The organism is Jiella mangrovi, assembly GCF_017815135.1.
Classification (GTDB): Bacteria; Pseudomonadota; Alphaproteobacteria; order Rhizobiales; family Rhizobiaceae; genus Jiella; species Jiella mangrovi.
In genome coordinates this window covers 131077-156854 of record NZ_JAGJCF010000006.1, presented here as the reverse complement: position 1 = coordinate 156854, position 25778 = coordinate 131077, and the positions used below count along the sequence as shown (strand labels likewise).

The 25778-nt window shown below is 65.4% G+C and carries 22 protein-coding genes; 9 read left to right on the top strand and 13 right to left on the bottom strand.

Annotated features, from left to right (window positions below):
• The first annotated feature begins 227 nt into the window (after positions 1-227).
• On the top strand, positions 228-974 hold the full coding sequence (locus J6595_RS11280) for a TetR/AcrR family transcriptional regulator (RefSeq protein WP_209594656.1): 747 nt from the start codon (positions 228-230) through the stop codon (positions 972-974).
• A complete protein-coding gene (locus J6595_RS11275; protein ID WP_209594655.1) occupies positions 971-2197 on the top strand; it encodes an acyl-CoA dehydrogenase family protein in 1227 nt (408 codons plus the stop codon). Before J6595_RS11280 ends, J6595_RS11275 begins: the two co-directional genes overlap by 4 nt.
• 170 nt (positions 2198-2367) lie before the next feature.
• On the opposite strand, the gene J6595_RS11270 is transcribed toward J6595_RS11275, so the two are convergent.
• Positions 2368-2724 (bottom strand): hypothetical protein, encoded by a 357-nt coding sequence (locus tag J6595_RS11270; RefSeq protein ID WP_209594654.1) that lies wholly within the window; start codon positions 2722-2724, stop codon positions 2368-2370.
• Between the two features lie 105 nt (positions 2725-2829).
• On the opposite strand from J6595_RS11270, the gene J6595_RS11265 reads away from it, so the two are divergent.
• Positions 2830-3798 (top strand): NADPH:quinone oxidoreductase family protein, encoded by a 969-nt coding sequence (locus tag J6595_RS11265; RefSeq protein WP_209594653.1) that lies wholly within the window; start codon positions 2830-2832, stop codon positions 3796-3798.
• A gap of 123 nt (positions 3799-3921) precedes the next feature.
• The gene (locus J6595_RS11260) at positions 3922-4968 is read left to right on the top strand and encodes an alcohol dehydrogenase catalytic domain-containing protein (protein WP_209594652.1); all 1047 of its coding nucleotides are present in this window, start codon (positions 3922-3924) and stop codon (positions 4966-4968) included.
• Between the two features lie 497 nt (positions 4969-5465).
• Here J6595_RS11260 and J6595_RS11255 read toward each other — a convergent pair whose 3' ends face one another.
• From J6595_RS11255 to J6595_RS11245, 3 genes are all read right to left on the bottom strand, one after another.
• On the bottom strand, positions 5466-6371 hold the full coding sequence (locus J6595_RS11255) for an alpha/beta hydrolase (protein ID WP_342453165.1): 906 nt from the start codon (positions 6369-6371) through the stop codon (positions 5466-5468).
• 65 nt (positions 6372-6436) lie between these two features.
• Positions 6437-6802 (bottom strand): cell division protein ZapA, encoded by a 366-nt coding sequence (locus tag J6595_RS11250; protein ID WP_209594651.1) that lies wholly within the window; start codon positions 6800-6802, stop codon positions 6437-6439.
• Between the two features lie 44 nt (positions 6803-6846).
• Positions 6847-7125 carry a DUF4164 domain-containing protein gene (locus tag J6595_RS11245; protein ID WP_209594650.1) on the bottom strand — a complete coding sequence of 93 codons (279 nt, stop codon included), beginning with the start codon at positions 7123-7125 and terminating at the stop codon, positions 6847-6849.
• Between the two features lie 272 nt (positions 7126-7397).
• Here J6595_RS11245 and tkt point away from each other — a divergent pair, with 272 nt between their 5' ends.
• The 3 genes from tkt to J6595_RS11230 all read left to right on the top strand — a co-directional run bounded on the left by tkt (position 7398) and on the right by J6595_RS11230 (position 12700).
• Positions 7398-9410, top strand: coding sequence for a transketolase (tkt, locus tag J6595_RS11240; protein ID WP_209594649.1), 2013 nt, complete (start codon positions 7398-7400; stop codon positions 9408-9410).
• Positions 9411-9572: 162 nt separating this feature from the next.
• Positions 9573-10589, top strand: coding sequence for a type I glyceraldehyde-3-phosphate dehydrogenase (gene gap, locus J6595_RS11235; protein WP_209594648.1), 1017 nt, complete (start codon positions 9573-9575; stop codon positions 10587-10589).
• 251 nt (positions 10590-10840) lie between these two features.
• A complete protein-coding gene (locus J6595_RS11230; RefSeq protein WP_209594647.1) occupies positions 10841-12700 on the top strand; it encodes an autotransporter domain-containing protein in 1860 nt (619 codons plus the stop codon).
• Positions 12701-12722: 22 nt separating this feature from the next.
• Here the strand turns inward: J6595_RS11230 and J6595_RS11225 are convergent, their stop codons facing one another.
• The 9 genes from J6595_RS11225 to J6595_RS11185 form a co-directional block, all read right to left on the bottom strand.
• Complete coding sequence (locus J6595_RS11225; RefSeq protein ID WP_209594646.1) at positions 12723-13166, bottom strand: hypothetical protein; 444 nt, start codon at positions 13164-13166, stop codon at positions 12723-12725.
• Complete coding sequence (locus J6595_RS11220) at positions 13150-13788, bottom strand: recombinase family protein (RefSeq protein WP_209594645.1); 639 nt, start codon at positions 13786-13788, stop codon at positions 13150-13152. Before J6595_RS11220 ends, J6595_RS11225 begins: the two co-directional genes overlap by 17 nt.
• Before the next feature lie 153 nt (positions 13789-13941).
• Positions 13942-15171: a beta-eliminating lyase-related protein gene (locus J6595_RS11215; protein ID WP_209594644.1), complete on the bottom strand. Its 1230-nt coding sequence runs from the start codon at positions 15169-15171 to the stop codon at positions 13942-13944.
• Positions 15168-16391: a CaiB/BaiF CoA transferase family protein gene (locus tag J6595_RS11210; protein WP_209594643.1), complete on the bottom strand. Its 1224-nt coding sequence runs from the start codon at positions 16389-16391 to the stop codon at positions 15168-15170. The genes J6595_RS11215 and J6595_RS11210 overlap by 4 nt, the downstream gene beginning before the upstream one ends.
• 2 nt (positions 16392-16393) lie before the next feature.
• On the bottom strand, positions 16394-17176 hold the full coding sequence (locus J6595_RS11205) for an enoyl-CoA hydratase/isomerase family protein (protein ID WP_209594642.1): 783 nt from the start codon (positions 17174-17176) through the stop codon (positions 16394-16396).
• 4 nt (positions 17177-17180) lie between these two features.
• A complete protein-coding gene (locus J6595_RS11200; protein WP_209594641.1) occupies positions 17181-18458 on the bottom strand; it encodes a TRAP transporter large permease in 1278 nt (425 codons plus the stop codon).
• Positions 18455-19003, bottom strand: a complete 549-nt coding sequence (locus J6595_RS11195; protein WP_209594640.1) for a TRAP transporter small permease — start codon at positions 19001-19003, stop codon at positions 18455-18457. Before J6595_RS11195 ends, J6595_RS11200 begins: the two co-directional genes overlap by 4 nt.
• 94 nt (positions 19004-19097) lie before the next feature.
• Positions 19098-20069, bottom strand: a complete 972-nt coding sequence (locus J6595_RS11190; protein WP_209594639.1) for a TRAP transporter substrate-binding protein — start codon at positions 20067-20069, stop codon at positions 19098-19100.
• 81 nt (positions 20070-20150) lie between these two features.
• Positions 20151-21347: a pyridoxal-phosphate-dependent aminotransferase family protein gene (locus J6595_RS11185; protein ID WP_209594638.1), complete on the bottom strand. Its 1197-nt coding sequence runs from the start codon at positions 21345-21347 to the stop codon at positions 20151-20153.
• Between the two features lie 157 nt (positions 21348-21504).
• Here J6595_RS11185 and J6595_RS11180 point away from each other — a divergent pair, with 157 nt between their 5' ends.
• Positions 21505-24678 (top strand): FAD-binding and (Fe-S)-binding domain-containing protein, encoded by a 3174-nt coding sequence (locus tag J6595_RS11180; RefSeq protein WP_209594637.1) that lies wholly within the window; start codon positions 21505-21507, stop codon positions 24676-24678.
• 98 nt (positions 24679-24776) lie between these two features.
• Positions 24777-25448: a GntR family transcriptional regulator gene (locus J6595_RS11175; protein WP_209594636.1), complete on the top strand. Its 672-nt coding sequence runs from the start codon at positions 24777-24779 to the stop codon at positions 25446-25448.
• The last annotated feature ends 330 nt before the right edge of the window (positions 25449-25778 follow it).

The following is a 25778-nucleotide window of genomic DNA, read 5'->3' as shown; positions in this document are numbered from 1 at the left end:
GCGGGGATATGTCCCTTCTTCCCTTCGCCGCATGGAGGCCTTGCGAGCGGCCTTCTGCCCTCGTCGTGAAGAGCCCACGCAAATTTGGCTTCATCCCCGGCGGGCCAGCCGGCCGGGGCGCTTGCATGAGACGGGATCGCAATCGCGAATTGACACCATACGATTTTGTATGTCCCATCCGCTCTGGCCGCGCGCTTCCAGCCTCCGGCGGCCGGGAGGATCTCGCCATGCCCGAGCGAAAGCGGCAGACACCGGACAAAGGGCGGCCGGCAAATCCGGCGCCGCGCGGCAGACCGCCGCGGCGGGAGCGGAACTTCGCGGCGATCCGGGGCGGCGAGGACACGGAATTTCGCCGTCGCATCCTGATCGCCGCGGCTGAGATCTTCGCCGAACGCGGCTTTGCCGCCGCCTCGATCGACGAGGTGGCCAAACGCCTCGATGCCACCAAGGGCCTCGTCTACCACCGCTATCGCTCCAAGGGCGAGCTGCTCACCGATGTCTGCGAAGACGGCCTCGACCGGCTGACGGCGCGCCTCGACGAGATCGCCGGACGGCGCGAACCGGCGATCACACGGCTGACCGAGGCCGCCGCCTTTCACGCCGGTCAGGTGATCGGAGAGATCGCCCTCCATAGAACGCTCGCCGAGGTCACGTCCTTTGCGGCATCGAGCGGCCGGAGCGACGAGGAGGCGCGTGCGGTTGCCGCGCTCACCGCGCGGCGTCAGGCCTATGACGCGATCTTCACCGCCCTGATCGACGACGCCGCAGATCAGCGCGACCTGCCGGCCGGCCGCGACACGCGGATGCTCGGGCGGATCTTCATCGGCGCGCTCGACGCGCCGCTGCACTGGCCGCCCGAGACCCTCTCAGAACTTGCCGAAAAGCGCGATCTGATCGCGCGCCAGCTGGCCTATTTCGCCATTCGCGGGGCCGGTGCCTCCGACGCGACGCTGATGGCGGAGTTTTCGAGGTGACGGCGATGGATCTGGGGCTTTCGGAGCGTTTGAAGCCGATCCACGCGGCGGTTCGCCAGATGGTTCGCGACGAGATCGCCCCGGCGAGCGAGGAGTTCCTTGCCGAGGTCCCGAAGCAGGGCCGCTTCGCCTATACGGATCGCCAGCGCGAGATCCTCGAAGGGCTGAAGGCGAAGGCCAGGAGCCGCAATCTGTGGAATTTCTGGCTCACCTCCTCCGAGCGCGGCTATGGGCTTTCGACGGTCGAATACGCCTATCTCGCCGAGGAAATGGGCAAGGCGCATCTCGGCGCCGAGACCTTCAACTGCTCGGCGCCGGACACCGGCAACATGGAGGTGCTCGAACGTTTCTGCACACAGGAGCAGAAAGACCCGTGGCTGCCCCGCCTTCTGGATGGGGAAATCCGCTCGGCCTATCTGATGACCGAGCCTGATGTCGCTTCGTCCGACGCGACGAATATCGCGATGCGCTGCGTCGCCGACGGCGACCACTATGTTCTCGACGGCGAAAAATGGTGGGCGTCCGGCGCCGGCGATCCGCGCTGCGCCCTCTATATCGTCATGGTGCGCAGCGGCGACGACGACGCGCCCAAGCATCGGCGCCACTCGATGCTGCTCGTGCCGGCCGAAACGCCCGGGATCGAGGTTTTGCGGGCGATGCAGGTCTATGGCGACGACGACGCGCCGCACGGGCACATGCATTTGCGGTTCACCGGTGTTCGCGTGCCGAAATCGGCGATGATCCTTGGAGAGGGGCGCGGATTCGAAATCGCCCAGGGGCGGCTCGGGCCCGGACGCATCCACCACTGCATGCGCGCCATCGGGCAGGCCGAGCGCGCCCTCGAGCTACTGTGCGAGCGGGCGCTTTCGCGCGAAGCCTTCGGCAAGCCGCTCTCAGAACTCGGTGAAAACCACGACATCATCGCCAAGGCGCGGATGGATATCGAGATGGCGCGGCTCCTGTGCCTGAAAGCGGCCTGGATGATGGATCAGGGGGATCTGAAAGCCGCCGCGCCCTGGATTTCGGCGATCAAGGTGGTGGCACCGAATGTCGCGCTCGATGTCGTCGATCAGGCCATCCAGATGCATGGCGGCGCGGGCATCTCCCAGGACACGCCGCTGGCCCGCATGTGGACCCATCTGCGCACCTTGCGGCTGGCCGACGGCCCGGATGCCGTCCACCGCCGGCAAGTCGCGCGATGGGAACTTCGACGACATCTGTGACGGAACGGTTCGGCCGGGACCGGACCGTCCTGTCTCGACATCGCAACGACCGATGCGTTTTAGGCGATGCGGAGAGGTACGGGCTGCGAAGGGAGCGGGACGGCCGTGCGATGTGGGCAGCGCATGAAAGACCGACGCAGGAGGCGGCCCGTGCATGTCAGCCCCGACGCCTAGACGGCCTCGTCTCGAACGAAGACCCAGACGGCAATGATGAGCGTCACACTCAAACTGATGATGGTCACCGGGTAGAGAATGGCGTCATCGGCATTTACAGATCCAAAGCCGCCCATGCAGACGATCGGACAGAGGTTCGAATAGAACAGGCTCTCCAGCAGACTGTAGAAGCACGCTATTGCGGCGACGGGCGCAATAATTTGCGGGACCACCTTCGAGACGGAGAATTCCGACGAGACCAGCTCGTCCGAAATACCGAGATTGCGAGCCCATGATTTACTTTTTATTAACCATGACGAAGCGGGATTCGGCTGCAAAATCGGCCTCAAATTGCTCACTAGACTACTCATCATGAGAACATCTGATCGGACCGAACGCACAAAAGCAAATATTGGTTCCAGACGTCGCGCGAGATACTGTGCCATAGATAAACGATTAACAATAAGGAAACGTGTACCGTGAAGGCCATCCTGTGTGAAAGCTTCGGATCGATCGGCGCGCTTGCTTATCGCGAGCAGCCCGAACCGGCCGCCGGCGAAACCGACGTCGTCGTCGCGGCCGAAGCGATCGGCGTCAACTATCCCGATGGCCTGCTCGTCCAGGGGCTCTATCAGGCACGTCCGCAATTGCCCTTCATTCCGGGAATGGAGGCCGCCGGCCGGATCCTGTCCGTCGGCGCAGGCGTGAGCCGCTTCAAGCCCGGCGACCGCGTCGTCGTTTCGCTCCCGCACGGCGCCTATGCCGAAAAGGTGCTGGCACCGCAGAGCGCCGTGATGGCGCTTCCCGAAGATGTCTCCTTCGAGACCGGCTGCGCCCTCGTCTGCGCCTATGGCACCTCCCACCATGCGCTGAAGCAGCGGGCGGCACTGGCTCCCGGCGAGACGCTGCTCATCCTCGGCGCGGCGGGCGCGACCGGCATCGCGGCGATCGAGATCGGCAAGATCATGGGGGCTCGGGTGATCGCCGTCGCTTCCAGCGAGGAAAAGCGCGCGCTGGCGATCGCCAAGGGCGCCGATGACGCGATCGGCTACGACGATCTGCGAGGCGACATCAAGCGGCTGACGGGCGGCAAGGGCATCGACGTCGCCTTCGATCCGGTCGGCGGCGAGGCCTTCGAGGCGGTCGCAAGATCCATGGCCTGGAACGGCCGGCTGCTTGTGATCGGATTTGCCTCCGGCACGATCCCCAAGCTCGCGGTGAACCTTGCGCTGGTCAAAGGCTTTGCCTGTGTCGGCGTGTTCTGGGGCGCCTTCACGACCAAGGAGCCGGAGGCCTTCGCCGCCAACATGGCCGAGCTCATGGGCTGGGCGGCAAAGGGCGACGTCACGCCCGAGATCAGCGAGCGGGCGAAGCTGCAGGACGCCGCAGACGTCCTGACACGGATGCATCAGCGCAAGACGCTCGGCAAGATCGTGCTTTTGCCCTGAGCGCAAAAGTTCGGCGATGTCGCGCAACCGATGTCGGCGCGCCGCGTTGGCCGGCTAACGATCCGCCCGACCCAAAGGGCCGGGCCGCGCCGCCGGGCGCGACATCATCAGGAAGGAACGACCATGGCCGAGATCCCAGCTCGCATGAAGGCACTCATCCTCAAGAAGGACGGCTTTTCCGGAACCTCGGACGGCCCGACGATCGAAAGCCTCGCCGACTGGTGCGAACTCGCCGAGATCGACGTCCCGAGGCCGTCTGGCACCGAGGTGCTGGTCAGGGTCGGGCTCGGCAACGTCAACCCGTCGGATCTTCACTATATCAAGGGCGAATATGGCCAGCCGCGGCGCAAGGGCGTTCCCGCGGGCTTCGAGGGGATGGGCGAGGTGATTGCGGCCGGCGACGACGAGGGCGCCCAGAAGCTGATCGGCCAACGGGTCGCGGTTTCGACCTCGCGCGGCGGCAGTGGCGTGTGGGCCGAATACGCCCTGACCGATGCCAAGGCGGTCGTGCCGCTCCATCCCAAGCTCGCCGACGAGGACGCCGCGGCGCTGATCGTCAATCCGATGACCGCCTACGCGATGCTCCACCTCGTCAAGGAGGCGGGCGGCAAGGCTTTCGTCATGACGGCCGGCGCCAGCCAGCTCGGCAAGCTGATGGCGACGCTCGCCAGGGAGATGGGCCTTGCATGCATCGCAACGGTGCGCCGGGAGGAACACCGTTCGCCGCTCGAAGGCCTCGGCGTCGGCACCGTACTTAATACCGAGCGCGAAGATTTTAACGAGATGCTCGTCATGGCGATGCGTCAGGTGCAGCCGACGGTGATGCTCGACGCCGTCGCCGACGGTCATTCCGCCGACATTTTCGCGGCCATGCCGGCCGGCGCCCGCTGGGTGATCTACGGCAAGCTTTCGACAAAGTCGCCGACCCTGCCCAATCTTGGCCAGATGGTTTTCATGAAGAAGAAGATCGAAGGCTTCTGGCTGACGGAATGGATGGCGAAGGCTTCCCCGGAGGCGCGCAAAGAGGCGTTCACCACCGTGCAGGAGCGTTTCGTCTCGGGGGCCTGGAAGACCGACATCGCGGACATTCTGCCGCTCGGCGAAGCGGAGGAGAAGCTTGCTGACGCACTGTCCGGGCTCAACAAGGGCAAGGTGCTGATCCGGCCCTGAGGGCGATGATGGCTGGCTCGAAGGGCGGCGCAACGCCTCGCCCTTCGAGGCTCGCTACGCTCGCACCTCAGGATGAGGGCGACTTAGACGTTACACCGGCTTCGAGCTTCTTTGCCGTTTCGACATGAGCGGATGCCGCTTCTGGGCCGCCGGTGGATCACTCCCGCGAGGCATCGACGGGGCAGAAAGGGCGAAGCCATCAAAGCGTCGTCATCCCGGTCTTGCACCGGGATCCATTCCAAACCCTCTCCCCTGCCGAACCGTTGCAACCCTATCTCATTGGTTCATCTGAATCGAAGCGATCCGTGCAAGGCAGAGAAACGAGTCCCGGCTCGAGCGCGGGATGACGACGCTTCGGTGTCACGCCCACCCCCGCACTGTCGCGGCACAGCGGGCGGCCGACAGCTTCAACGATGCTGCGAACCAGAGCCCCCTCATCCTGAGGTGCGAGCGCAGCGAGCCTCGAAGGACGAGGAGGCGGCCCGCTCGGCGCCGCCTCACCGCGACCTGTCTCGCACGAAGCCGATCACCTCCTCGCGGATCTTTCGATTTCCGAGCGGCAGGACGGTCGAGAACGAGGTGATCGTGCCGATATGGCCGATGCCGGGATAGATCGTCTCCTTCACGGGGACACCGGCCGCCTTCAGCCTGCCGGCAAGGGCCCGGGTGTTTTTCGGATCGACCGTGGTGTCGTCCGCCCCCGTAATCAACAGCGCCGGCGGCTCGTCTCCGTCGACGAAATTGACCGGCTGGCTGGCCTGCCTGGTTGCCTCGGGAAAGATGCGCTTGTAGCGCTCGTCGGTCAGCGGCAGGAAATCATAAGGCCCGGACAGCCCGATGAAACCGGACAGATGCGCGATCGACGAGCCGGCCGCGGCCAGATAGCGCTTGTCCGTTGCCAGCAGGCCGGCGATTTCCGCGCCGGCCGAATGCCCCATCAGGAACAGCGGATGTCGGCCTGCGGGAATGCCTTCGCGACCGTCGCGCGCAAGCCTCTCGACGACCGAGAACGCCTTTGCACCATCCTTCACGAAGCCGGGAAACCGCACCTCGGGATAGAGCCGGTAATTCGGGATCGCCGTGATGATGCCGGCGCTCGCCAGCGACTGACCGACGAAGGGATAGATGTCCTTGGAGCCGGAATCCCAGCTTCCACCGTGAATGAAGACGACGACGGGTGTCTTCGCCGTCATCGTCTTTGGCAGATAGAGGTCGAGTACGCGGCGGTCGCCGGGCGCATAGGCGAGATTGGAGACGAGGCGATAGTCGCCGGAGGGCGTGACCGCGTTGAGCGCGGCCGCGCAGCCGGACAGGGCGAGGCCGTAGACACCGCAGAACGCAATGAGCGCGAGCCGCCTCAGCCAGCCCTGCCTCGGCCTAAAAGCCCTCTCCTGGCGATCCACGCCCTCTTCGTGCCGCCGGCCCGCCTCGCCTGCTTCATCTGCGGCCTCTGAGCGCTCTTTCCAGCTCACTCAACACCTGCCGCCAGCTTGGCGGCGATTTTTTCGAGAGAGGCCGCCGTCTCGTCGAGGCTTTGGGCAAAGTCCCGCCGCGCGCTCTCGCCACCGGCTTCGCTGGCTTTCACGGAGGCACCGTCGGCATCGCGCTGCGCTTCGAGTTCGGCGATGCGCGCCCGCGCCTCGTGCAGCTGGTCGCTCGCCATGATCGCCGCCATCACCGTCAGCCTGAGATCGCCGATCTCGCCGAAGGATTTCCGCAATTCGGCGATCTTGCCGTCGACGTCGGCCGCGAGCGCCTCGAGGTGGTGTTCCTCGCCCTCCGCACAGGCCATGCGATAGGTCTTTCCGTCGATGGTGACGACAATCTGCGGCATGAAACCTTCCCGTTCGGATCGAGCCGTTCTCGATACCAGTTCGGCTACTTATGCTGTTCGAGCACCTTTCGCACCCGCTCCATCGCGTCGACGAGGCGTTTGGAGACTTCGCGATTGGCCTGTTCGAGGCGCTCGCCCCGGGCGAGCGATGCGTCGAGCTCGCGCGCGAGGCGTCCGCGATCGGCCGTCTGGCGCTGGACCTCGGCGTCGACATTCTTCAGCCGCGCCTCGCGCTCGAGCCGGGCGTCGACGGCGCTGTCCAGCCGCTCCAGCGCCGTTCGAAGTCGCGCCTTGGCAGCGTCGAACGGATCGTCATGCGGCATAGGCTGTTACTCCAGGGAGGGTCGCTCTGTCGGGCGGCTGCGACGGATCGCGGCGGCCCTTCCCCAGGTCCGGCACGACCAGTTCACCGTTTCGTCTTAGCGGCTTCGCTCACCCAAGAAAAGCGGGCCAGCTGTCGCGAAGGTCGCCAAGCCCCAGGGTTTTGTTGACAGGACAAACGGCTTATGTTTGCTCCCGCGCGTCGTGGCGGCCCTCCTGATGCGGTTCTTCGACAGGCCCGCCTGGAACACGAGCATAACGGGGAGACCCTGCGATGACGACGCCGATGCCTCAACTGATGGCAAATGCCATCAGGTTCCTTTCGGCCGACGCCGTCGAAGCCGCCGGATCCGGCCATCCGGGCCTGCCGATGGGCGCTGCCGACATCGCGACGGTGCTGTTCACGCGGTTCCTCACCTTCGATCCGAAGAAGCCCGACTGGCCCGACCGCGACCGCTTCGTCTTCTCCGCCGGCCATGGCTCGATGCTGCTTTACAGCGTCCTTTATCTGCTCGGCTATCCCGACATCGGCATCGAGGAGATCAAGCGCTTCCGCCAGCTCGGATCGAAGACGGCCGGCCACCCGGAATACGGCCATGCGGCCGGCATCGAAACGACCACGGGGCCACTCGGTCAGGGCATCGGCAACGCCGTCGGCATGGCGCTGGCCGAGCGTGTGCTCAACGCCCGCTTCGGCGACGGCATCGTCGATCACCATACCTTCGCCCTGGTTGGCGACGGCTGCCTGATGGAGGGGATCAGCCAGGAGGCGATCGCGCTTGCCGGCCATCTCAAGCTGTCCAAGCTGATCTTCATCTGGGACAACAACGACATCACCATCGACGGCAAGGTCTCGCTCGCCGATTCGACCGACCAGCTCGCCCGCTTCGAGGCCTGCGGCTGGCAGGCTCTGTCTTGCGACGGCCACGATCACGAAGCCATCGCCAGCGCTCTCGAAAAGGCCAAGCAGAGCGACCGGCCGACGCTGATCGCGGCCAAGACCATCATCGGCTACGGCGCGCCGGGCAAGAGCGGCACCGAAAAGGCCCATGGCTCGCCGCTCGGCGCCGAGGAGATCGCAGCCGCCCGCGAGGCGCTCGACTGGCCGCACCCGCCCTTCGAAATTCCTTCCGAGATCCTCGACCAGTGGCGGATCGCCGGGCTTCGTTCGGGCTCCAGACGCAAGGAGTGGGAGCGGCGCTTCGCCGAAGTCGACGCCGAGACGCGGGGCGAATTCGAGCGGCGCATGCGCGGCGATCTCCCGAGCGGCTTTATCCAGGCGATGCATCGCTTCAAGCGCAGGATGAACGAGGAGCGGCCCGCGCTTGCGACCCGCAAGGCGTCCGAGATGGCGCTGGAGGAGATCAACGCCGTGGTTCCCGAGATGATCGGCGGCTCGGCCGATCTCACCGGCTCGAACAACACGCGCACCAGCCAGACGCTGCCGATCACCGCCGGCGACTATGCCGGCCGCTACGTCCATTACGGCATCCGCGAGCACGCCATGGCCGCGGCGATGAACGGGATTGCCCTCCATGGCGGGCTGATCCCCTATTCCGGCACCTTCCTGGTCTTCTCGGACTACTGCCGCGGCGCGCTGCGCCTTTCCGCGCTGATGGGGATCCGGCTCGTCCATGTGATGACCCACGATTCGATCGGCCTTGGCGAGGACGGTCCGACCCACCAGCCGGTCGAGCAGCTCGCCGCCCTTCGCGCCATTCCCAACATGCTGGTGTTTCGCCCGGCCGACGCGGTCGAGACGGCCGAGTGCTGGCAGCTCGCTCTGGAACACCGGGCCGCGCCGTCGATCCTCGCCCTGACGCGCCAGAGCCTGCCGACCTTGCGCCTCGACGAGCATGACGAGAACAAGAGCGCCCGCGGCGCCTATGAGATCGACCCCGCCTCGGCCGAAGCCCGCGTCACGCTCTATGCGACCGGATCGGAGGTCGAGATCGCGGTCGAAGCCCGGCGCCAGCTGGAGGCCGGGGGCATTCCCACACGCGTCGTCTCCGTTCCCTCCTTCGAGCTCTTCCGGCGCCAGACCGCCGAATATCGCCGGGCGCTGATCGACGATACCAGCATCAAGCTCGCCATCGAGGCCGGCATTCGCCAGGGCTGGGACGAGTTCATCGGCCGCGATGGTCTGTTCGTCGGCATGACCGGCTTCGGAGCGTCGGGGCCGGGGCCGGAACTCTACCGGCATTTCGGCATCACCGCCGAGGCCGTCGTGACGGCGGTCAACGAACGGCTCGGCGAGGGCGAAGACGCAGACGCAGACGCCGAATAAAAGCCGATCCGGCGGCGCGGCGTTTCCAAGGCCGCGGCCGGAGGTCGATCGAGCGGATGCCTTGTATGGCCCGGACGCCGCCGCCAACTTGATTCGACCGTCCGCCAGGTCTACAGCCCGACCAGACCATTCGCCTCGGGTATCTTGCAGGGAGAACACACAATGGCAATTCGCGTTGCAATCAACGGCTTCGGCCGCATCGGCCGAAACGTCCTGCGCGCCATCGTCGAGTCGGGCAGAACCGACATCGAAGTCGTCGCGATCAACGACCTCGGCCCGGTCGAGACCAATGCCCATCTCATCCGCTACGACAGCGTCCATGGCCGCTTTCCCGGCACCGTGACGGTCGAGGGCGACACGATCGACGTCGGCCGCGGGCCGATCAAGGTGACCGCCGAGCGCGATCCCAAATCGCTTCCCTGGGGCGACATGGGCATCGACGTCGCCATGGAATGCACCGGCATCTTCACCGATCCGGCCAAGGCCTCGGCACATCTGGAAGCCGGCGCCAAGAAGGTGCTGATCTCCGGCCCGCTGTCCAACGCCTCGGGCGCCGAGAAGACGATCGTCTATGGCGTCAACCATCAGACCCTGACGGCGGACGACAAGATCGCTTCCAACGCCTCCTGCACGACCAACTGCCTCGCCCCTGTCGCCAAGGTGCTGAACGATGCCATCGGCATCGACAAGGGCTTCATGACGACGATCCACTCCTATACGGGCGACCAGCCGACGCTGGACACGATGCACAAGGATCTCTACCGCGCCCGCGCAGCGGCCCTGTCGATGATCCCGACCTCGACCGGCGCGGCCAAGGCCGTCGGCCTCGTCCTGCCCGAGCTCAACGGCCGGCTCGACGGCGTCGCCATCCGCGTGCCCACGCCGAACGTTTCGGTGGTCGATTTCAAGTTCGTCCCCAAGCGCGAGACGAGCGTGAAGGAGATCCAGGAGGCGATCCGCGCCGCGGCGACGAGCGGCCCCTTGAAGGGCATTCTCGGCTTCACCGACGACAAGAACGTCTCGTCGGACTTCAACCATGATCCGCATTCCTCGATCTTCCACATGGACCAGACCAAGGTCATGGAAGGCTCGCTGGTGCGCATCCTGTCCTGGTACGATAACGAGTGGGGCTTCTCGAACCGCATGAGCGACACGGCGATCGCCATGCACGAGGCCTGATCCGCCCCTGTCGTACAAGCGATCTCAATCGAGAATGGCCGTCCTTCGGGGCGGCCTTTTTCGTATGTGGGGCGGCTGTCGCCAAGCCCCTGCCATCACCCCCATGGTGCTTCCGGCCGGCACCGATCGCGGCTTTCAGGTGACACCACCGCTCCATACGTTCGGTCGGCAGCGCAAAGTTGCGATTGACGCTTGCGTCAAAGCTTCACTGGCGCTCTCCTTCCGTCAAACATGATCTGGGGGGAAAATTCATGTTGCGTTACAGACATATGGCTTGCGCTCTGTCAGGCGCTTCGCTGCTCGCATTCAGCTGCGTCGCTGCCGGGGCGCAGGATATCGGGTCGGTGATCTCCTTCGGCGACAGCCTGTCCGACAACGGCAATCTTTATGCGGCAACGGGCGGGACCACGCCTCCCTCGCCGCCCTATTTCAACGGCCATTATTCGAATGGACAGGTCTTCACCGAATATCTGAACGGCCCCATGCAGCAGGCGGGCGCGGCGACGCTGGGCGGCGTTGCGATCGACCCGACGGCGAACCAGAACTACGCCTTTGGCGGCGCAAGGACGGACACGCTCACCGCGCTTCCACCCGGCGTTCCGACCCAGATCGGCTTCTTCCAGGCTCAGGACGGCGTGTTCGCTTCGAATGACCTCGTGACCCTTTATGCCGGCGCCAACGATCTTTTCGCGATCCTGGCGACGCCGGGTGTGACACCGGCCGACATCGTCTCAGGCGCGAGCGTCGCCGCCCAGAATGTCGGGACGTCGGCGAACACCTTGTCGCAGCTCGGCGCACCGACGCTGGCGGTCCTCAACCTGCCGGATCTCGGCCAGATCCCGCGTCTGAACGGCAGCGTCCAGACCCAGTTCGTCGGAACGCTCGCCTCGGGAACGTTCAACGCCGCCTTGAGCGACGCGGTCTTCGCGTCGGCGGCCGCCAATCCGGACACGAACACCTATCTCATCGATGTCGAGCGCGTCTTCTCCGCGATCATCGCGAACCCGCAGCAATTCGGCTTCACCAACGCCACGGACGCCTGCCTCGACGTACCGAGTTGCGCCGCCGCTTCGCAGGCCGAGCAGAACCAGTTCCTCTTCTTCGATTCCGTTCATCCGACGACGGCGGGCCACCAGCTCCTCGCCTCGCTCGTCCTCGACTATCTGACCGCCGGCGAGCAGGCGGTGAATGTCGGCTCGATGTCCGAAACGGCGATCCTCGACCGCTATGAGGGTGTCTCCTCGGCTTTCGATCGTAGCCGCTTGGTCCTTGCGGATGGCGGCCAGGGCTCCGGCTTTTATGCGAGCGTCGGCGGCAACTGGTACGACCGGGGCGACGGCGAGCGGATGCATGGCTACGACTACGACGTCGGCACCGTGCGTTTCGGCTATGACACGATGATCGGCGAGAGCTATCTCGTCGGCGGCTCGGTCAGCTATTCGGGCGGCTCGGTCGACAATTCGCCGATCACCTACGACACCCAGGCCTTCGCCGCGGACCTCTACGCCGCCACCATGCTGCGCGGCTTCCAGCTCTCGGCCACGGCCGGTATCGCCCATGCCGATTTCAACGACATCGACCGCGCCACACTGGTGGCGGGCATCACCAATGGCGGCGCCGACACCAATGCGGCGCTCTACGACGTCGGCGCCGAGATCGCCTATCCGATGGCCTTCGGCGACCTCACCGCGACGCCGAGCCTGTCGCTCACCTATCTCCACTTCGACGTCGACGGCTTCACCGAAGCCGGCCTCGGCGCGCGCATCCGCTATGAGGGCTACGATCGCGACGCCCTGTTCGGCGCCGCCAATCTGAACCTTGCCTATGCGACCGAAGCCTTCGGCCGTCCGGCGAAGCTGACTGGCAGGATCGGCTATGAGGACAATCTGACGAGCGACGATACCGGCATCGTCTCGACGATTTCCGGCAGCCCCTCGCAAGCCTCTTTCGCCGAATTCGACGATCTTCACGGTCGCGGCTTCGTCCTCGGCGCCGGAGCGGAGGCTTCCTTCACCGACATGATCGCCGGCTCGCTCAGCTACTCGGTCGGCTTCTCCGACACGATCGACGTCAGCCACGCGGCCAAGGCGCTGATGACGGTCAAGTTCTGAGCCAGGGCGCGATCGATCTTGCCTATCGCCGGTAGGGCCCGGTGAAGAGATCGCCGATGGCGCGTCGCAGGAGAAAGGTCAGCCGGCGCTTTTCGCGGTTCCACGGGCGATCGTGTTCGAGATGGCAGCGCTGGCAGAGCGCGGCGAGATTGTCGGCGGCGTTGTTGGAGGTGTCCTGGTCGAGATGGGCACAGGCGAGACGCACCAGCGTGCGGGGCGGCGCCGGGCCGGCGTCGTTCAACCTCGGATCCGGCAGCGATTTCTTTCGCACCACGCGCCCACGACCATCGCGCCAGCGCTCCGCCTCTTTGTCGAACCAGCGGCCGCCGGGAAGATGATAGACGGTTTCGCCATGCGGACGGCCGCAGCGCTCGCAGCGGCCCTTGGCCCGGCCGAAGCGGATGGCCGTCGACAGCTCGCGCCAGTCGATCGGATAAAAATGCCGGTCTTCACGCCGGATCGGCATCGGCCAGCTCCCCGCCCGGCGCATGGTCGGCGATCTTTCCGGCATCCCTGGACTTGTCGCGGGCGCGGGTGATCGTCAGGCGGCTGACGCCATAGTCGCGGGCGAGCCTCGAGATGGAGGCGCCCTCTTCCAGCTTGCGGAGCACCGCCCGCCGCTGCTCTTCGGTGAGGCGCGGGGGACGGCCGAGCGTCTTGCCCTCGGCCTTGGCCCGTGTCAGCCCGGCCTGGGTGCGCTCGATCAGAAGATCGCGCTCGAACTCGGCCACCGCGTTGATGACGCCCATGGTCATGCGCCCCGCCGGGCTCGTCAGATCGACGCCGCCGAGCGCCAGGCAATGAACCTTGATGCCGATCTCATCGAGCTGGTCGACGGTCTTCCTGACGTCCATGGCGTTGCGGCCGAGGCGATCGAGCTTGGTGACGACGAGGATGTCGCCCTCCTCCAGCCGGTCGACCAGCCGGGCGAAGCCGGGCCGCTCCGACGCGGCGATCGAGCCGGAAATGGTCTCCGTGATGATCCGGCGCGGCTCGACCTTAAACCCCGCCGCGCGGATCTCGCCAAGCTGGTTTTCCGTGTGCTGCTCGACGGTCGAGACCCGGGCATAAGCAAAGATGCGAGACATGAAGCGCGTCGAACCGGCGAGATTGAATCAAAACGGACCAGGACTTGTCGCGCATGCGCAGAAGCCTCGCAAGCTATATTTCGGTCACTTCACAGGGAATCGGTCCGCATTGCGGGCGCCGCTGCCGACGCTGTTGCCAATTGGAATCCTGCGCTATCGGAGGAAACTCGTGATCGCGGAGAGGATCCTTGCGGTCGTTTCGCCTTCCGATCCCGTCGCCTGGGGACGCGGCAGCCTGTGGGTGCCTTCTTCTGCTTCGACCCTCGCGACAAGCTGGGTGCCGAAGCGTAGACCGTGTCGGCCGGGCTCGCCCGGCACGGGACAGCGGCCGACGAGCACCCTCGCCTGTTCCAGCTCGCTCATCACCGCTTTCGTCCGCGCAAGGTCGCCGATCGGCACGACGACCTGATGGGTCCGGGCCGGCTCGCCTCGAAGCAAGACGTCGAGACCGGCGGCAACGAGCGCCTGCTTGAGGCGATCGGCGAAGGCGACCGTCGCGCTCGCATAGGCGCCGCTTTGACGAAATTCGGCAAGAACCCCGCAAAGCGGTGCGAAGCGGGCCGCGTCCTGATTGGCGAGAAGGGTCGCGTCGACGAAATCACCGAAGCGCTTGCCGTCCTCGCCCCGGCGTCCCATCACGATCGCCCCGGTCGGGCCGGCGAGCGTCTTGTAGGTCGAGGTGGTCATCACGTCGACGCCTGCGGCAAACGGGTTGGGGAAGACGCCGCCGGCAATCAGCCCCGCCACATGCGAGGCGTCATAGATCGCCATCGCGCCCACCTCCCGGCAGGCCGCGATCACCGGGTCCGGATCGTCGGGCCGAAGGATGACGCTGCGGCCGAGCATGACCATCGCCGGCCGGTCTTGGCGGATCATCGAAGCCGCTGCCTCCGCGTCGAGACACTGCCGGGCCGCGTCGAACGGCAGATCGCGCACGGCGAGCCCGAGTATCGAGGGCGTACCCCCGCGACGCTGGCTGAGATGACCGCCGTCACTTGACGCCGGAGCAAGAAGCAGGCTGCCCCGCTCGGCAAACACGGAGAAGACGGCGAGATTGGCGATCGTGCAGCTGGGGAGCCGGCAATCGGCCCAGGCCGCTCCGAACAAGGACGTCGCAAGGCGCGCTGCGAAGCTTTCGAGCGAGGCGACGAGGTGGCTGCCGGGCTGCTCCTTGTCCTCGGCGGGCCCCATGGCCGGCATCAGGCTGATCGCCGGGTCGAAGGACGCCGCGACTGAAGGCGTCAGGATGTTGGCGCCGGCGTAAAGTATCAGGAAATCCTCGTGGAGGGCCCGGACGCGATCTTCGACCCGCCGAGCGATCGCGGCCTTGATCTCTTCTGCCGAGCGAGTCTCGAGATCGTCGAGAAGATCGGTCCGCGTCACCTCTCTGCGTCCTGTTGCGGCACGCGAACGGCGCCGCTCTCCACCATGGCGGCGATTTCCTCCTGCGAAAACCCGGCCTCCCGCAAAATCTCCCGGCTGTGCTCGCCCAGAAGCGGCGCCGGCCTGACGATCTCTCCCGGCGTCTGGGAAAACTTGATCGGCAGGCCGATGGCCTTCACCGTCCCGGCGACCGGATGATCGGTCTCGACGATCATGCCCCGCGCCAGCGCCTGTGGGTCCTCGTGCATTTCGCCGATATCGAGTACCGGGCCGGCGGGAACACCCGCCTCTTCCAGCCGGGCGAGCCAGGCCTTTGACGTGTCCTTGAAAAAGTACTGGTTGAGGATCGCCTCGAGCGCCGGAAGATTGGCCATTCGGCCATGATTGGTCGCAAAGCGCGGATCCTCAGCGAGTTCCTCCGCGCCGATGACCTGAAGCATCCGCTCGAAGTTCTTCTGGTTCGCCGCGCCGAGATTGATCCAGCCGTCGCTCGTCCGGAATGCCTGATAGGGCGCGTTCAGAGGATGGGCGGAGCCGAGCGGGCCAGGCGAGGTCCCTGTCGCAAAGGTGATCGCGGATTGCCAGTAGGTGTGGGTGATGCCGGCTTCGAACAGGGAAGTATCGACCCTCTGCCCCTCCCCGGTCTTCAGCTTGTTCGCATAGGCCGAGGCGCAGCCGAGGGCGCCGAGGATACCGGCCGTTATGTCGGATACCGGCGCGCCGGATTTCACCGGCGGGCGGCCCGGCCCCTCGCCGGTGATCGACATCAGGCCGCTCATCCCTTGGGCGATGAGGTCGAAGCCCCCGCGCGTGGCATAGGGCCCGGTCCGGCCGAAGCCGGAAATCTCGCAATAGATCAAGCCGGGATTGGTCTTTCTCAGCTCCTCATAGCCGAGGCCGAGCTTCTCCATCGTTCCCATGCGATAGTTCTCGATGACCACGTCGGCCGTGTCCAGCATGCGCCGCAGCGCCGTCCTGCCGGCATCGCTCTTCAAATCGAGGACGAGACCGCGCTTGTTGCGGTTCATCATCATGTAGGCCGCGGATTCGCCGTTGATGTCGGGCGGCAGAAACCTTCGCGTATCGTCGCCCTCGGGCTTTTCCACCTTCACCACGTCGGCGCCCATGTCGGCGAGGAACATGCCGCAGACGGGCCCTGCCATGATGTGGGCGAGCTCGACCACCTTCATGCCGGCAAGGGGTCCGAATGCTGCGGCCATCGTTACCGGTCCTTCCATTCGGGTTTGCGCTTGCCGAGAAAGGCCTCGATGCCCTCCTTGAAGTCCTCGCTCATATACGCCTTGACGATGAGGTCGCGGTCGTCGGCCCTGGCGCCATCGACCCTGAGGCGGCGAAGCGCTTCCTTCGTCATGCGCAGGGTGATCGGCGCGTGGCCTTTGAGGGTTTCGGCCAGTTCGCCGGCTCTGGCGACGAGCGCGGCGTGATCCTCGACGATCTCCGAAATCAGCCCCACGGCCTTGGCTTCCTCGGCCCCGACGAGCCGGGCCGTGAAGATAATCTCCTTGACCCGGCCATAGCCCATCAGCTGCGACAGCCGGGACAGATTGGCGATCGACAGGCAATTGCCGAGCGTGCGGGCGATCGGAAAGCCGAATTTCAGATCCGCCGTCGCGATGCGGATGTCGCAGGCCGCCGCGATGCCGGCGCCGCCGCCCGTGCAGGCCCGCGAGATCGCCGCGATGGTCGGCACGCGGCAGGCTTCGATCGCGCCCAGAACCACATCCATCTTGTGCTCGTAGTCGAGCGCGTCCTGTTCGTTCGCAAAGCCGCGGAACTGGGTCATGTCCGTGCCGGCGGCGAACGCCTTATCGCCGGCGCCGATGACGACGAGACATTTCACCGAGCCATCGGTCGGAACGTCGCGGCAGATTTCGGCAAGGCCCTCATACATCGCGAAGGTCAGGGCGTTGCGGGCCTGCGGCCGGTTCAGCGTCACCCAGCCGACGCCGTCCCTGATCTCGTAGAGGAGTTCGCTGTCGGACATGGGCCTACCTGTAGAAATAATCGACGAGGAACATCGGAACTGCCGGCACATAGGTGCTGAGGATGAGGACGAAGAGTAGCACGCCGATCAAGGGCAGGTTCCACTTCGTGACCTCCCAGATATTGGCCTTGGCGATCGAACAGGCGGTGATCAGCACCGAGGCGACCGGCGGGGTCTGCTGGCCGATCGCCAGATTGAGCGTGACCACCAGGCCGAAATGGACCGGGTCGATGCCCGCCTGCTGGATCAGCGGCGTGATGATGGGGACGACGAGAATGATCGCCGCGGCCGAATGGAGAAAGAAGCCGATGATCAGGAAGAAGATGTTGAGGATCAGAAGGATCAGATACTGATTGCTGGTCAGATCGAGAATCGCCGCCGCGATCTCCTGGGGAACGCGGGCGGTCGTCAGATACGAGCCCATCAGGACGGAGGTCGCGACCAGGAGCATGACGACGGCCGTCTGGATGCCGCCATCCAGCATCGCTTCCTTCAGCTGCGCCCAATTGATCTCCCGGTACCACAGCCCGATGAGGATTGCGGCGATGACGGCGATGCCGGCGGCTTCCGTCGCCGTCATGAACCCGCCGAAGATGCCGCCGAGAATGATCACCGGTAGCGCGAATGTCGGCAGCGCGTCCATGAAGGTCGCGCGAAGCTGCTTCAGATTGAAGGCGTCCTCGGTCGGCCAGTTGTATTTGATTGCGTAGTAATAGGCCGTTCCCATCAGCCCAGCGGCGCCGAGCAGCCCCGGCACGACGCCCGCGACGAAGAGCTCCTCGATGCTGGCGCCGGAGGAGACACCATAGAGGATCATCGGGATCGACGGCGGGATGATGATCGCCAGCGACGCCGACGACGAGGTGATCGCCGCCGCGAAGGGCGCGGGATATCCGCGACGCTTCATTTCGGGGATGATGATCGAGCCCATGGCCGCGACGTCGGCGACCGCCGAGCCGGAAATCTCGGCGAAGAACAGCGAAACGCCGACATTGACCATCGCAAGGCCGCCACGGATGAAGCCGATGATCGCGGTCACGAAGGCGATCAGACGCCTTGTGATGCCGGTGGCGTTCATGATCGCGCCGGCGAGAACGAACATCGGGATCGCGATCAGCGAGAAGGATTTCGCCCCGGCATACATTTCGAGCGCAATGCCGACGAGCGCGCCGCTTCCGTCCGTCAGCGTGATCGCAAGGACGGCGGCAAGGGCCAGTGCGATGGCGATCGGCACATTGATCGAGACCATCACGACGAGCGCGAGGAACATGGTAAGGATCATCGAACGCTGCCCCCATTTGACGAATGGCTCTCCGGCGTCGCCCCATCCGCCATCACCGCGTGCTCGGTCGAGCGGCCGGCCATGATGTCGCGCCAGTAATCGGGAAGGCTCAAGATCTCGCAGATGATGAACAGGACGGCGCCGATCGGAATGACCGACTGGGTAACCGACACCGGAACCCAGGTCAGGCTGACGAGGCTTTCGCCCTGAAGGATCGTCAGAACGGTGTAACCCGACCAGGCCAAAAGCACGAAGAACAGGACGACGAGCGCTTCCGCAATGATGACCGCGATCTTGCGGGCCGGAATGGGCAGCGCCAGGAGCACGTCGTCGAAGCCGATATGGCCGCGCTTCAGCGCGGCGAGCGCGGCGCCGTAATAGGTGATCCAGGCGAGCAGGATGGACGCGATCTCGTCATACCAGGACAAGGACGCGCCCAGCTTGCGGTAGACCACCGCCACCACGACGATCGCGGTCAGGACGACCATCAGTCCGATGACCAGCCAGGTCAGAAATTCGCCCAGTATCTTCGCCGCTTGGCGCACCCCAGCCTCCTTGCCCCCGGAAAAGGAGAGCCGCTGCCGTTCGAACTGTGGAGAGGCAGGCCGGCTCAATCGCCGGCCCGCATGGGATGATGGGTCAGGCGCCCGAAGCGAGGGCCTGGATGTCGTCGATCAGCTTCTGGCCGCCTTCGACTTCGGTCCCGAACTCTTCGTAGATCGGCTTCGACGCGTCGATGAAGGCCTGCTTGTCGGCTTCGTTCATGACGGTGCCCGCTGCCTCGATCTTGCCGACGAGGTCCTGATCCATCTTGGCGGAGGTCTCATAGGCGAAATCGCTGGCCTTGGTGGCGCAGTCCTGAACCGCCGTCTTCACCTCGTCGTCCCAGGAATTCCAGTTGCGCGAGGACGTGACGAGGAAGGCCGGCGAATAGACGTGGCCGGTCATGGAGAGGTATTTCTGCACTTCCTGGAACTTGCCGGAATAGATCTGGGCCAGCGGGTTTTCCTGGCCGTCGATGACGCCGGTCTTCAGCGCGGTGAAGACCTCGGAGAACGACATCGGCGTCGGATTGGCGCCATAGCTCTGGAACATCTTCACCCGCCATTCGCCCTTGGGCGTGCGCAGCTTGATGCCCTCGAGGTCCGCCGGCACGTTGATCGGTCGAACATTGTTGGTGATGTTGCGAAAGCCGTTCTCCCAGAAGCCGAGGATCTGGTAGCCCTTGTCGCTGGCGGCATTGACAAAGGTGTCGCGCATCTCGTCGCGCACCTTGCGCATGTGGTCGCGGTCCTGGATCAGATAGGGCATCTCGAAGACGCCGAAGGTCGGCGAGACCGAGCTCATGATCGAGGACGGCAGCGAGAAGGCGATCTGCCCGAGTTTCAGCTTCTGCAGCATCTCCTCGTCGGAGCCGAGCTGCGAGGAGCCGTAGGTCTCGACGCTGGCCTTGCCGGTGGCGTTGACGCATTCGGCGAAGTTGTTGGCCGTGGCCTCGTAGAGCGAGCCGGGGTCGCCGACATGGCCGAGTTTCAGAACCTGCTGCGCCGATGCGGACGAGCCGAGCAGTCCGACGGCGGCTGCGCCGAGCATGAGTTTGCGAAAGAACATCGATTTCACCTCCCAGTGTTGTCTTCGATGAAAGCGGCTCCTCCGCCGCCCTTTGGCCCCGCTGGGCCCTGCAGTCTCTCCTTATTCCGCCGCCTGCCGGGCCTGGCTCGCGCCAGATCCTTCGAGGACGGCCATGGCCGCATCGACGCCGCCCTTCCGATGGGCGACGCCAGCGGCCTTCAGCCCCATTTCCACGCCTCCCAACGTGCCGATGAGGGTCAGATCGTTGAAGTCGCCGAGATGGCCGATGCGGAAGATCTTGTCCGCGACCTTCGAAAGGCCGGCCCCGAGCGACATGTCGAAGCGTTCGAGAATGACCTTGCGCAGGGCGTCCGCACCCTTGCCACCCGGCATCATCACCGCCGTCAGCGCGCCGGAATGGTGGCTCGGCTCGGCACAGAGAATCTCCAGCCCCCACGCCTCGACGGCCGCGCGCGTTGCGGCGGCATGGCGCTGGTGGCGGGCAAAGACGTTGTCGAGACCTTCCTCGTGCAGCATTTCGATCGCCGCATCGAGGCCGTAGAGCAGGTTGGTCGCCGGCGTATAGGTGAAGAAGCCGTTGGCGTTGGCCGCCAGCATCTCGTCCCACGCCCAGTAGGAGCGCGGCAGTTTCGCCGACTTCTGCGCGGCGATGGCCTTGTCGGATATCGCGTTGAAGGACAGGCCGGGCGGCAGCATCAGGCCCTTCTGCGAGCCGCCGACGGTGACGTCGACGCCCCATTCGTCATGGCGATAATCGATCGAGCCGAGCGAGGAGATCGTGTCGACGAGAAGCAGCGCCGGATGATCGGCCGCATCGATCGCGACGCGCACCTCTGCGATCGGCGACACGCAGCCGGTCGATGTCTCGTTATGGACGACGCAGACCGCCTTGATCTCGTGCCCGGTATCGGCCTTCAGCCTCTCGCCGATCGCCGCCGCATCGGCGCCGTGCCGCCAGTCGCCGGCGATGAACTCGGTGCGCAGGCCCAGCCGCTCGGCGAGCTTCTGCCAGAGGCTGGCGAAATGGCCGGTCTCGTACATCAGGCAGAGATCGCCGGGAGACAGCGTGTTGACCAGCGCCGCCTCCCATGCGCCGGTACCCGAGGCCGGATAGATGACCACCGGGTTCTTGGTCTTGAAGATGGTGCGGATACCGTCGAGAACGCGGCTCGCCATCTCCTGAAAGCGTGGCCCGCGATGGTCCATCGTCGGCATGTCGATGGCCCGCAGCACCCGGTCCGGCACATTGGTCGGCCCCGGAATCTGCAGAAAATGGCGTCCGGCCTGATAGCTCACCCGATGCGTCTCCCCTGACCTCGAAACGCCTGGTCCAGCGTCCCGCTTTTCGTCGCATGCTCTTGTCGGCTTGCTGAATTTCGGCTTCAAGTGGATTATGAATTCATTATTCAGTCAAGCCACCGACAAAAATAAACCCGTGGGAGGGAAACCAACGATGTCGGAACGTCTGCGTCCGGGGCTCGAACGCCGCTTGCAAAAAGAGATCGCCGGCGAGGTGCTTTTCGACCGGTTTACCAGAGGTCGATACGCGACCGACGCCTCGATCTACCAGATCATGCCGACTGGCGTCGTCGTCGCCCGGACAGCGCAGGACGTTTCAGCCGCTCTCGAAGCCGCGCGGTCGGAGGGCGTTCCGCTGACCATGCGCGGCGGCGGCACCTCGCAATGTGGACAGACGGTCAATTCCGGGCTCATCGTCGATACGTCGAAGTATCTGAACCGGCTGATCGAACTCGATGTGGAGGGCCGTCGCGCGATCGTTGAACCCGGCATCGTGCTCGACGACCTCAACCGCCTGCTGAAACCCCATGGCTTGTGGTTTCCCGTCGACGTCTCGACCGCCTCGCGCGCGACGATCGGCGGCATGGCGGGCAACAATTCCTGCGGCTCGCGCTCGCTGCGCTATGGAACGATGCGCGAAAACGTGATTTCGATCGACGCCATTCTGGCGGACGGCACGCCGGCGCGTTTCGCCGAGCTGCGCCAGGACGCGCGGCGCGACCCGCCGCGCGATCTCGTCGCGGCGATGCTCGCCCTCGGCCGCCGCGAGGCAAGCGAGATCGACGCCCGCTTTCCGAAAGTGCAGCGCCGCGTCGGCGGCTATAATCTCGACGCCCTGGTCCAAGGCGAGACATCGCAAGCGATCAATCTCGCCCATCTCCTCGTCGGCTCGGAAGGCACGCTCGGCATCTCGACCGCGATCGAAATCAGGCTCTCACCATTACCCAAGACGACGAAGCTTCTGGGCGTCTGCCACTTCCCGACCTTCCGAGCAGCGATGGAGGCCGCCCAGCATATCGTCGCCTTGAAGCCGACATCGGTCGAACTCGTCGACGAAACGATGATCGGCCTCGCCCGCGAGATCCCGATATTCGTGCCGACCCTCGAAGCCTTCGTCGAAGGGCGTCCGGCCGCCCTGCTCCTGACCGAATTCGCCGACGATCCGGACGAGAACGCGGAAAATATCGCCCGGCTCGAAGCCGTGATGAGCGATCTCGGCTACGGATTCGGCCGCGGCGGCGCCTATGAGGGCGGCGTCGTGACGGTGAGCGACCCGAAGCTTCAGGGCGCCATCGCGGAGCTGCGGGCGAGCGGGCTCAACATCATGATGTCGATGAAGGAGGCGGGAAAGCCGGTCTCCTTCGTTGAGGATTGCGCCGTCCCGCTCGAACACCTCGCCGACTACACCGACAGGCTGACCGCGATCTTCGAGCGGCATGGCACGCGGGGCACCTGGTATGCCCACGCCTCGGAGGGCTGCCTGCACGTGCGCCCCGTTCTCAACGTCAAGCTGGAACAGGACGTCGCCACCATGCGCGCCATCGCCGAGGAGGCTTTCGCCATGGTGCGCGAATACAAGGGCTCGCATTCGGGCGAACACGGCGACGGCATCGTGCGCTCGGAATTTCACGAGGCGATGTTCGGCACCCGCATCGCCGGCGCCTTCAAGGAGGTGAAGACGGCGTTCGACCCGAACAGCCTGCTCAATCCCGGCAAGATCGTCGACGCGTCGAAGATGGATGATCGCAGCCTGATGCGATACCCGGAAGGCTATGCGGCGGACGACTTTAAGACCGCCTTCGACTGGTCGTCCTGGACCGGCGCCTCCGGCGGTTTCCAGGGCGCGATCGAGATGTGCAACAACAACGGCGCCTGCCGGAAGGCGGCGGGCGCCGTCATGTGCCCGAGCTATCGCGTCACCCGCAACGAGCGGGACGTGACGCGCGGCCGGGCCAATACGCTGCGGCTGGCGATCTCCGGCCAGCTCGGGCCGGATGCGCTGCATTCTGACGGGATGGCCGAGACGCTGAAGCTCTGTGTCTCCTGCAAGGCTTGCAGGCGCGAATGCCCGACCGGCGTCGACATGGCCAAGATGAAGTCCGAGGTCCTGTATCAGCGTGGCAAGCGGAACGGCTATTCGGCGAAGGACAGGCTGATCGCCAACCTTCCGCGCACCGCCGCGATGGCGTCGCGAATGAGCGGGGTCATCTCGTTGCGCGACCGGATCGGGCCTTTGGCGCGCCTCTCCGAAAAGCTCCTCGGCTTCTCGTCGAGGCGCTCGCTGCCGACGTTCCGCCGAGATTTCTTCAAGGACCACGAAGGCGATATCACATCGCATCCGGCCCCTTCGGGCAGTCCGCCGAGACCGGCAACGAACGGACTGACGCCGAACGCGCCGATCAGCTCTGAGGATCAGGCCCCCGACGGCGTCATGCTCAACCCGGAAGGCGCCGGCGCCGATACGAGCACCGGCGCGCGCCACCCGCTCAACGGTCAGCGCGGGATCGAGCGGACGGAGCGGCGTGCGGTCGAGGAACCCGCCGAAGATCGCGCCCGCCCTGCCGTCGTCCTTTTCGCCGACACTTTCGGGCGCTGGTTCGACCCTGAGACCCTGCGCGCGGCGGTGAAGGTTCTTGCCGCTGCGGGCTACGACGTCGAGACGGCGCGGCCCGTCTCCGGCAGGCAGCCCCTTTGCTGCGGCCGGACCTATATCGCCAGCGGCATGGCGGACCGGGCCCGCGAGGAAGCCCGCCGTACGATCGCAGCCCTCTTGCCGCATATCCGCGCCGGCAAGACGGTCGTCGGGCTGGAGCCCTCCTGTCTTCTCACCCTGCGCGACGAATTTCCCGCGCTCGTGCCCGGCGAGGAAGCCGACATGGTGGCCGCAAACGCGCTGTTGTTCGAGGAGTTCGTCGCCCGCGAAGCGAAGGCGGGACGCATGGAGCTGCCGCTGAAGGCCCTCGGCCGCAAGGCCTATCTGCACGGCCATTGCCATCAGAAGGCCTTTGGCGCGATGCCGGCCATCGAGGCCGCGCTGCGGCTCATTCCCGAGCTGGATCTCACCGTCATCGAAAGCTCGTGCTGCGGCATGGCGGGGGCCTTCGGCTACGACGCCGAGACGATCGACGTCTCGATCGCCATGGGCGAAGCGTCCCTGCTGCCGGCCGTGCGCCAAGCGCCGAAGGATGCCCTGATCGTCGCCGACGGCACGTCCTGCCGCCATCAGATCCACGACGGCGCCGGCCGAAATGCCATCCATGTCGCCGAGCTTCTCGCCAGCGCTTTGCGCGACGTTTCACCGCCCGACAGCATGGGACAAGCCGATTGAGGATGGAACCGGCGCATGCGAAAAGCGCCGGGTCGGCCATCCCCTCAAGCCGTTGCCGACTTCGCAGCCTCCAGGATGCGAAATGCCAGGATCAGATGATGAGTCTCGTGGATCTCGAAGAAGCCCTCGTTCGCCCGGCCCTGTCGCTGGAAATCAGCCAGCGCCTCCGGCAGATGATCATGGAAGGCGAATTGAAGTCCGGTGAGAAGGTGCCGGAACGGGCCCTGACGGAGCGCTTCGGGGTGTCGCGCACGCCGGTTCGCGAAGCGGTGAAGATCCTCGCCCATGAGGGGTTCGTCGAGCTCGTGCAAAATCGCGGCGCGATCGTCGCACGCCAGACCGCCAACGAGCTCGGCGAACTCTTTCCCGTCATCGCCGCGCTCGAAGGGGCGGCCGGGGAGCTCGCCTGCGCTCACGCATCGAAGGCGGAGATCGCAAGTCTCGGTCGTCTTTGTCAGACTCTGCGCGCGGCCTATGACGACGGCGACAGGCCGACCTATTTCGAGATCAACCAGAAGATCCATGCCGGCATTCTCGCCGCTGCGGGCAATCCGACGCTGTCGCGCCAGCACGCGACGCTGGCCCAGCGCGTCTTCAGGGCGCGCTATCAGGCCAACCTCTCGCCCGAGCGATGGCTGGCCGCAACGCTGGAACACGAGGCGATCCAGTCCGCCCTCGAGGCGCGCGACGGCAAGCGCCTCGGCGAATTGATGCGCGAGCACCTCATGCACAAGCTCGACGCCCTGACCCGCCACGGCGCCGGCGAATAGGCCGAGCCCCTTCGCCCGCGCCAGCCGGCCTGCCCCGCCAAGGTGAAGATTCTCGCCGCGTTCTGCGTCGATGACGCAGCGCCCCACCTTGTCAGCCAGCGCGGCGCGATCGACGCCGGGCTGACCCTGCGCAAGTCTCTCTGCTGCCCCTTAGGCAAGGCCACGCGTTCTCGACAGCCCTGGACAAGCCTGCAGGAGGATCATCGGACGATGCGAAGAGAGCGGAGGGTTGATCGGAAACGATCGTGCCGCGGGCTCGCAGATGAATGGCAAAAGCGATTGGGAACGTTGTGAAATGTTCCGGGCGCCGCCGCTGATCATCGATGCGTT

Coding starts and splice junctions, on each gene's coding strand:
- gap (WP_209594648.1), top strand. CDS start 9,573: ATGGCAATTCGCGTTGCAATCAACGGCTTCGGCCGCATCGGCCGAAAC.
- J6595_RS11220 (WP_209594645.1), bottom strand. CDS start 13,788: ATGTCTCGCATCTTTGCTTATGCCCGGGTCTCGACCGTCGAGCAGCAC.
- J6595_RS11205 (WP_209594642.1), bottom strand. CDS start 17,176: ATGTCCGACAGCGAACTCCTCTACGAGATCAGGGACGGCGTCGGCTGG.
- J6595_RS11245 (WP_209594650.1), bottom strand. CDS start 7,125: ATGCCGCATGACGATCCGTTCGACGCTGCCAAGGCGCGACTTCGAACG.
- J6595_RS11175 (WP_209594636.1), top strand. CDS start 24,777: ATGAGTCTCGTGGATCTCGAAGAAGCCCTCGTTCGCCCGGCCCTGTCG.
- tkt (WP_209594649.1), top strand. CDS start 7,398: ATGACGACGCCGATGCCTCAACTGATGGCAAATGCCATCAGGTTCCTT.
- J6595_RS11180 (WP_209594637.1), top strand. CDS start 21,505: ATGTCGGAACGTCTGCGTCCGGGGCTCGAACGCCGCTTGCAAAAAGAG.
- J6595_RS11200 (WP_209594641.1), bottom strand. CDS start 18,458: ATGATCCTTACCATGTTCCTCGCGCTCGTCGTGATGGTCTCGATCAAT.
- J6595_RS11190 (WP_209594639.1), bottom strand. CDS start 20,069: ATGTTCTTTCGCAAACTCATGCTCGGCGCAGCCGCCGTCGGACTGCTC.
- J6595_RS11225 (WP_209594646.1), bottom strand. CDS start 13,166: ATGCCGATCCGGCGTGAAGACCGGCATTTTTATCCGATCGACTGGCGC.
- J6595_RS11280 (WP_209594656.1), top strand. CDS start 228: ATGCCCGAGCGAAAGCGGCAGACACCGGACAAAGGGCGGCCGGCAAAT.
- J6595_RS11210 (WP_209594643.1), bottom strand. CDS start 16,391: ATGGCCGCAGCATTCGGACCCCTTGCCGGCATGAAGGTGGTCGAGCTC.
- J6595_RS11260 (WP_209594652.1), top strand. CDS start 3,922: ATGGCCGAGATCCCAGCTCGCATGAAGGCACTCATCCTCAAGAAGGAC.
- J6595_RS11250 (WP_209594651.1), bottom strand. CDS start 6,802: ATGCCGCAGATTGTCGTCACCATCGACGGAAAGACCTATCGCATGGCC.
- J6595_RS11230 (WP_209594647.1), top strand. CDS start 10,841: ATGTTGCGTTACAGACATATGGCTTGCGCTCTGTCAGGCGCTTCGCTG.
- J6595_RS11270 (WP_209594654.1), bottom strand. CDS start 2,724: ATGATGAGTAGTCTAGTGAGCAATTTGAGGCCGATTTTGCAGCCGAAT.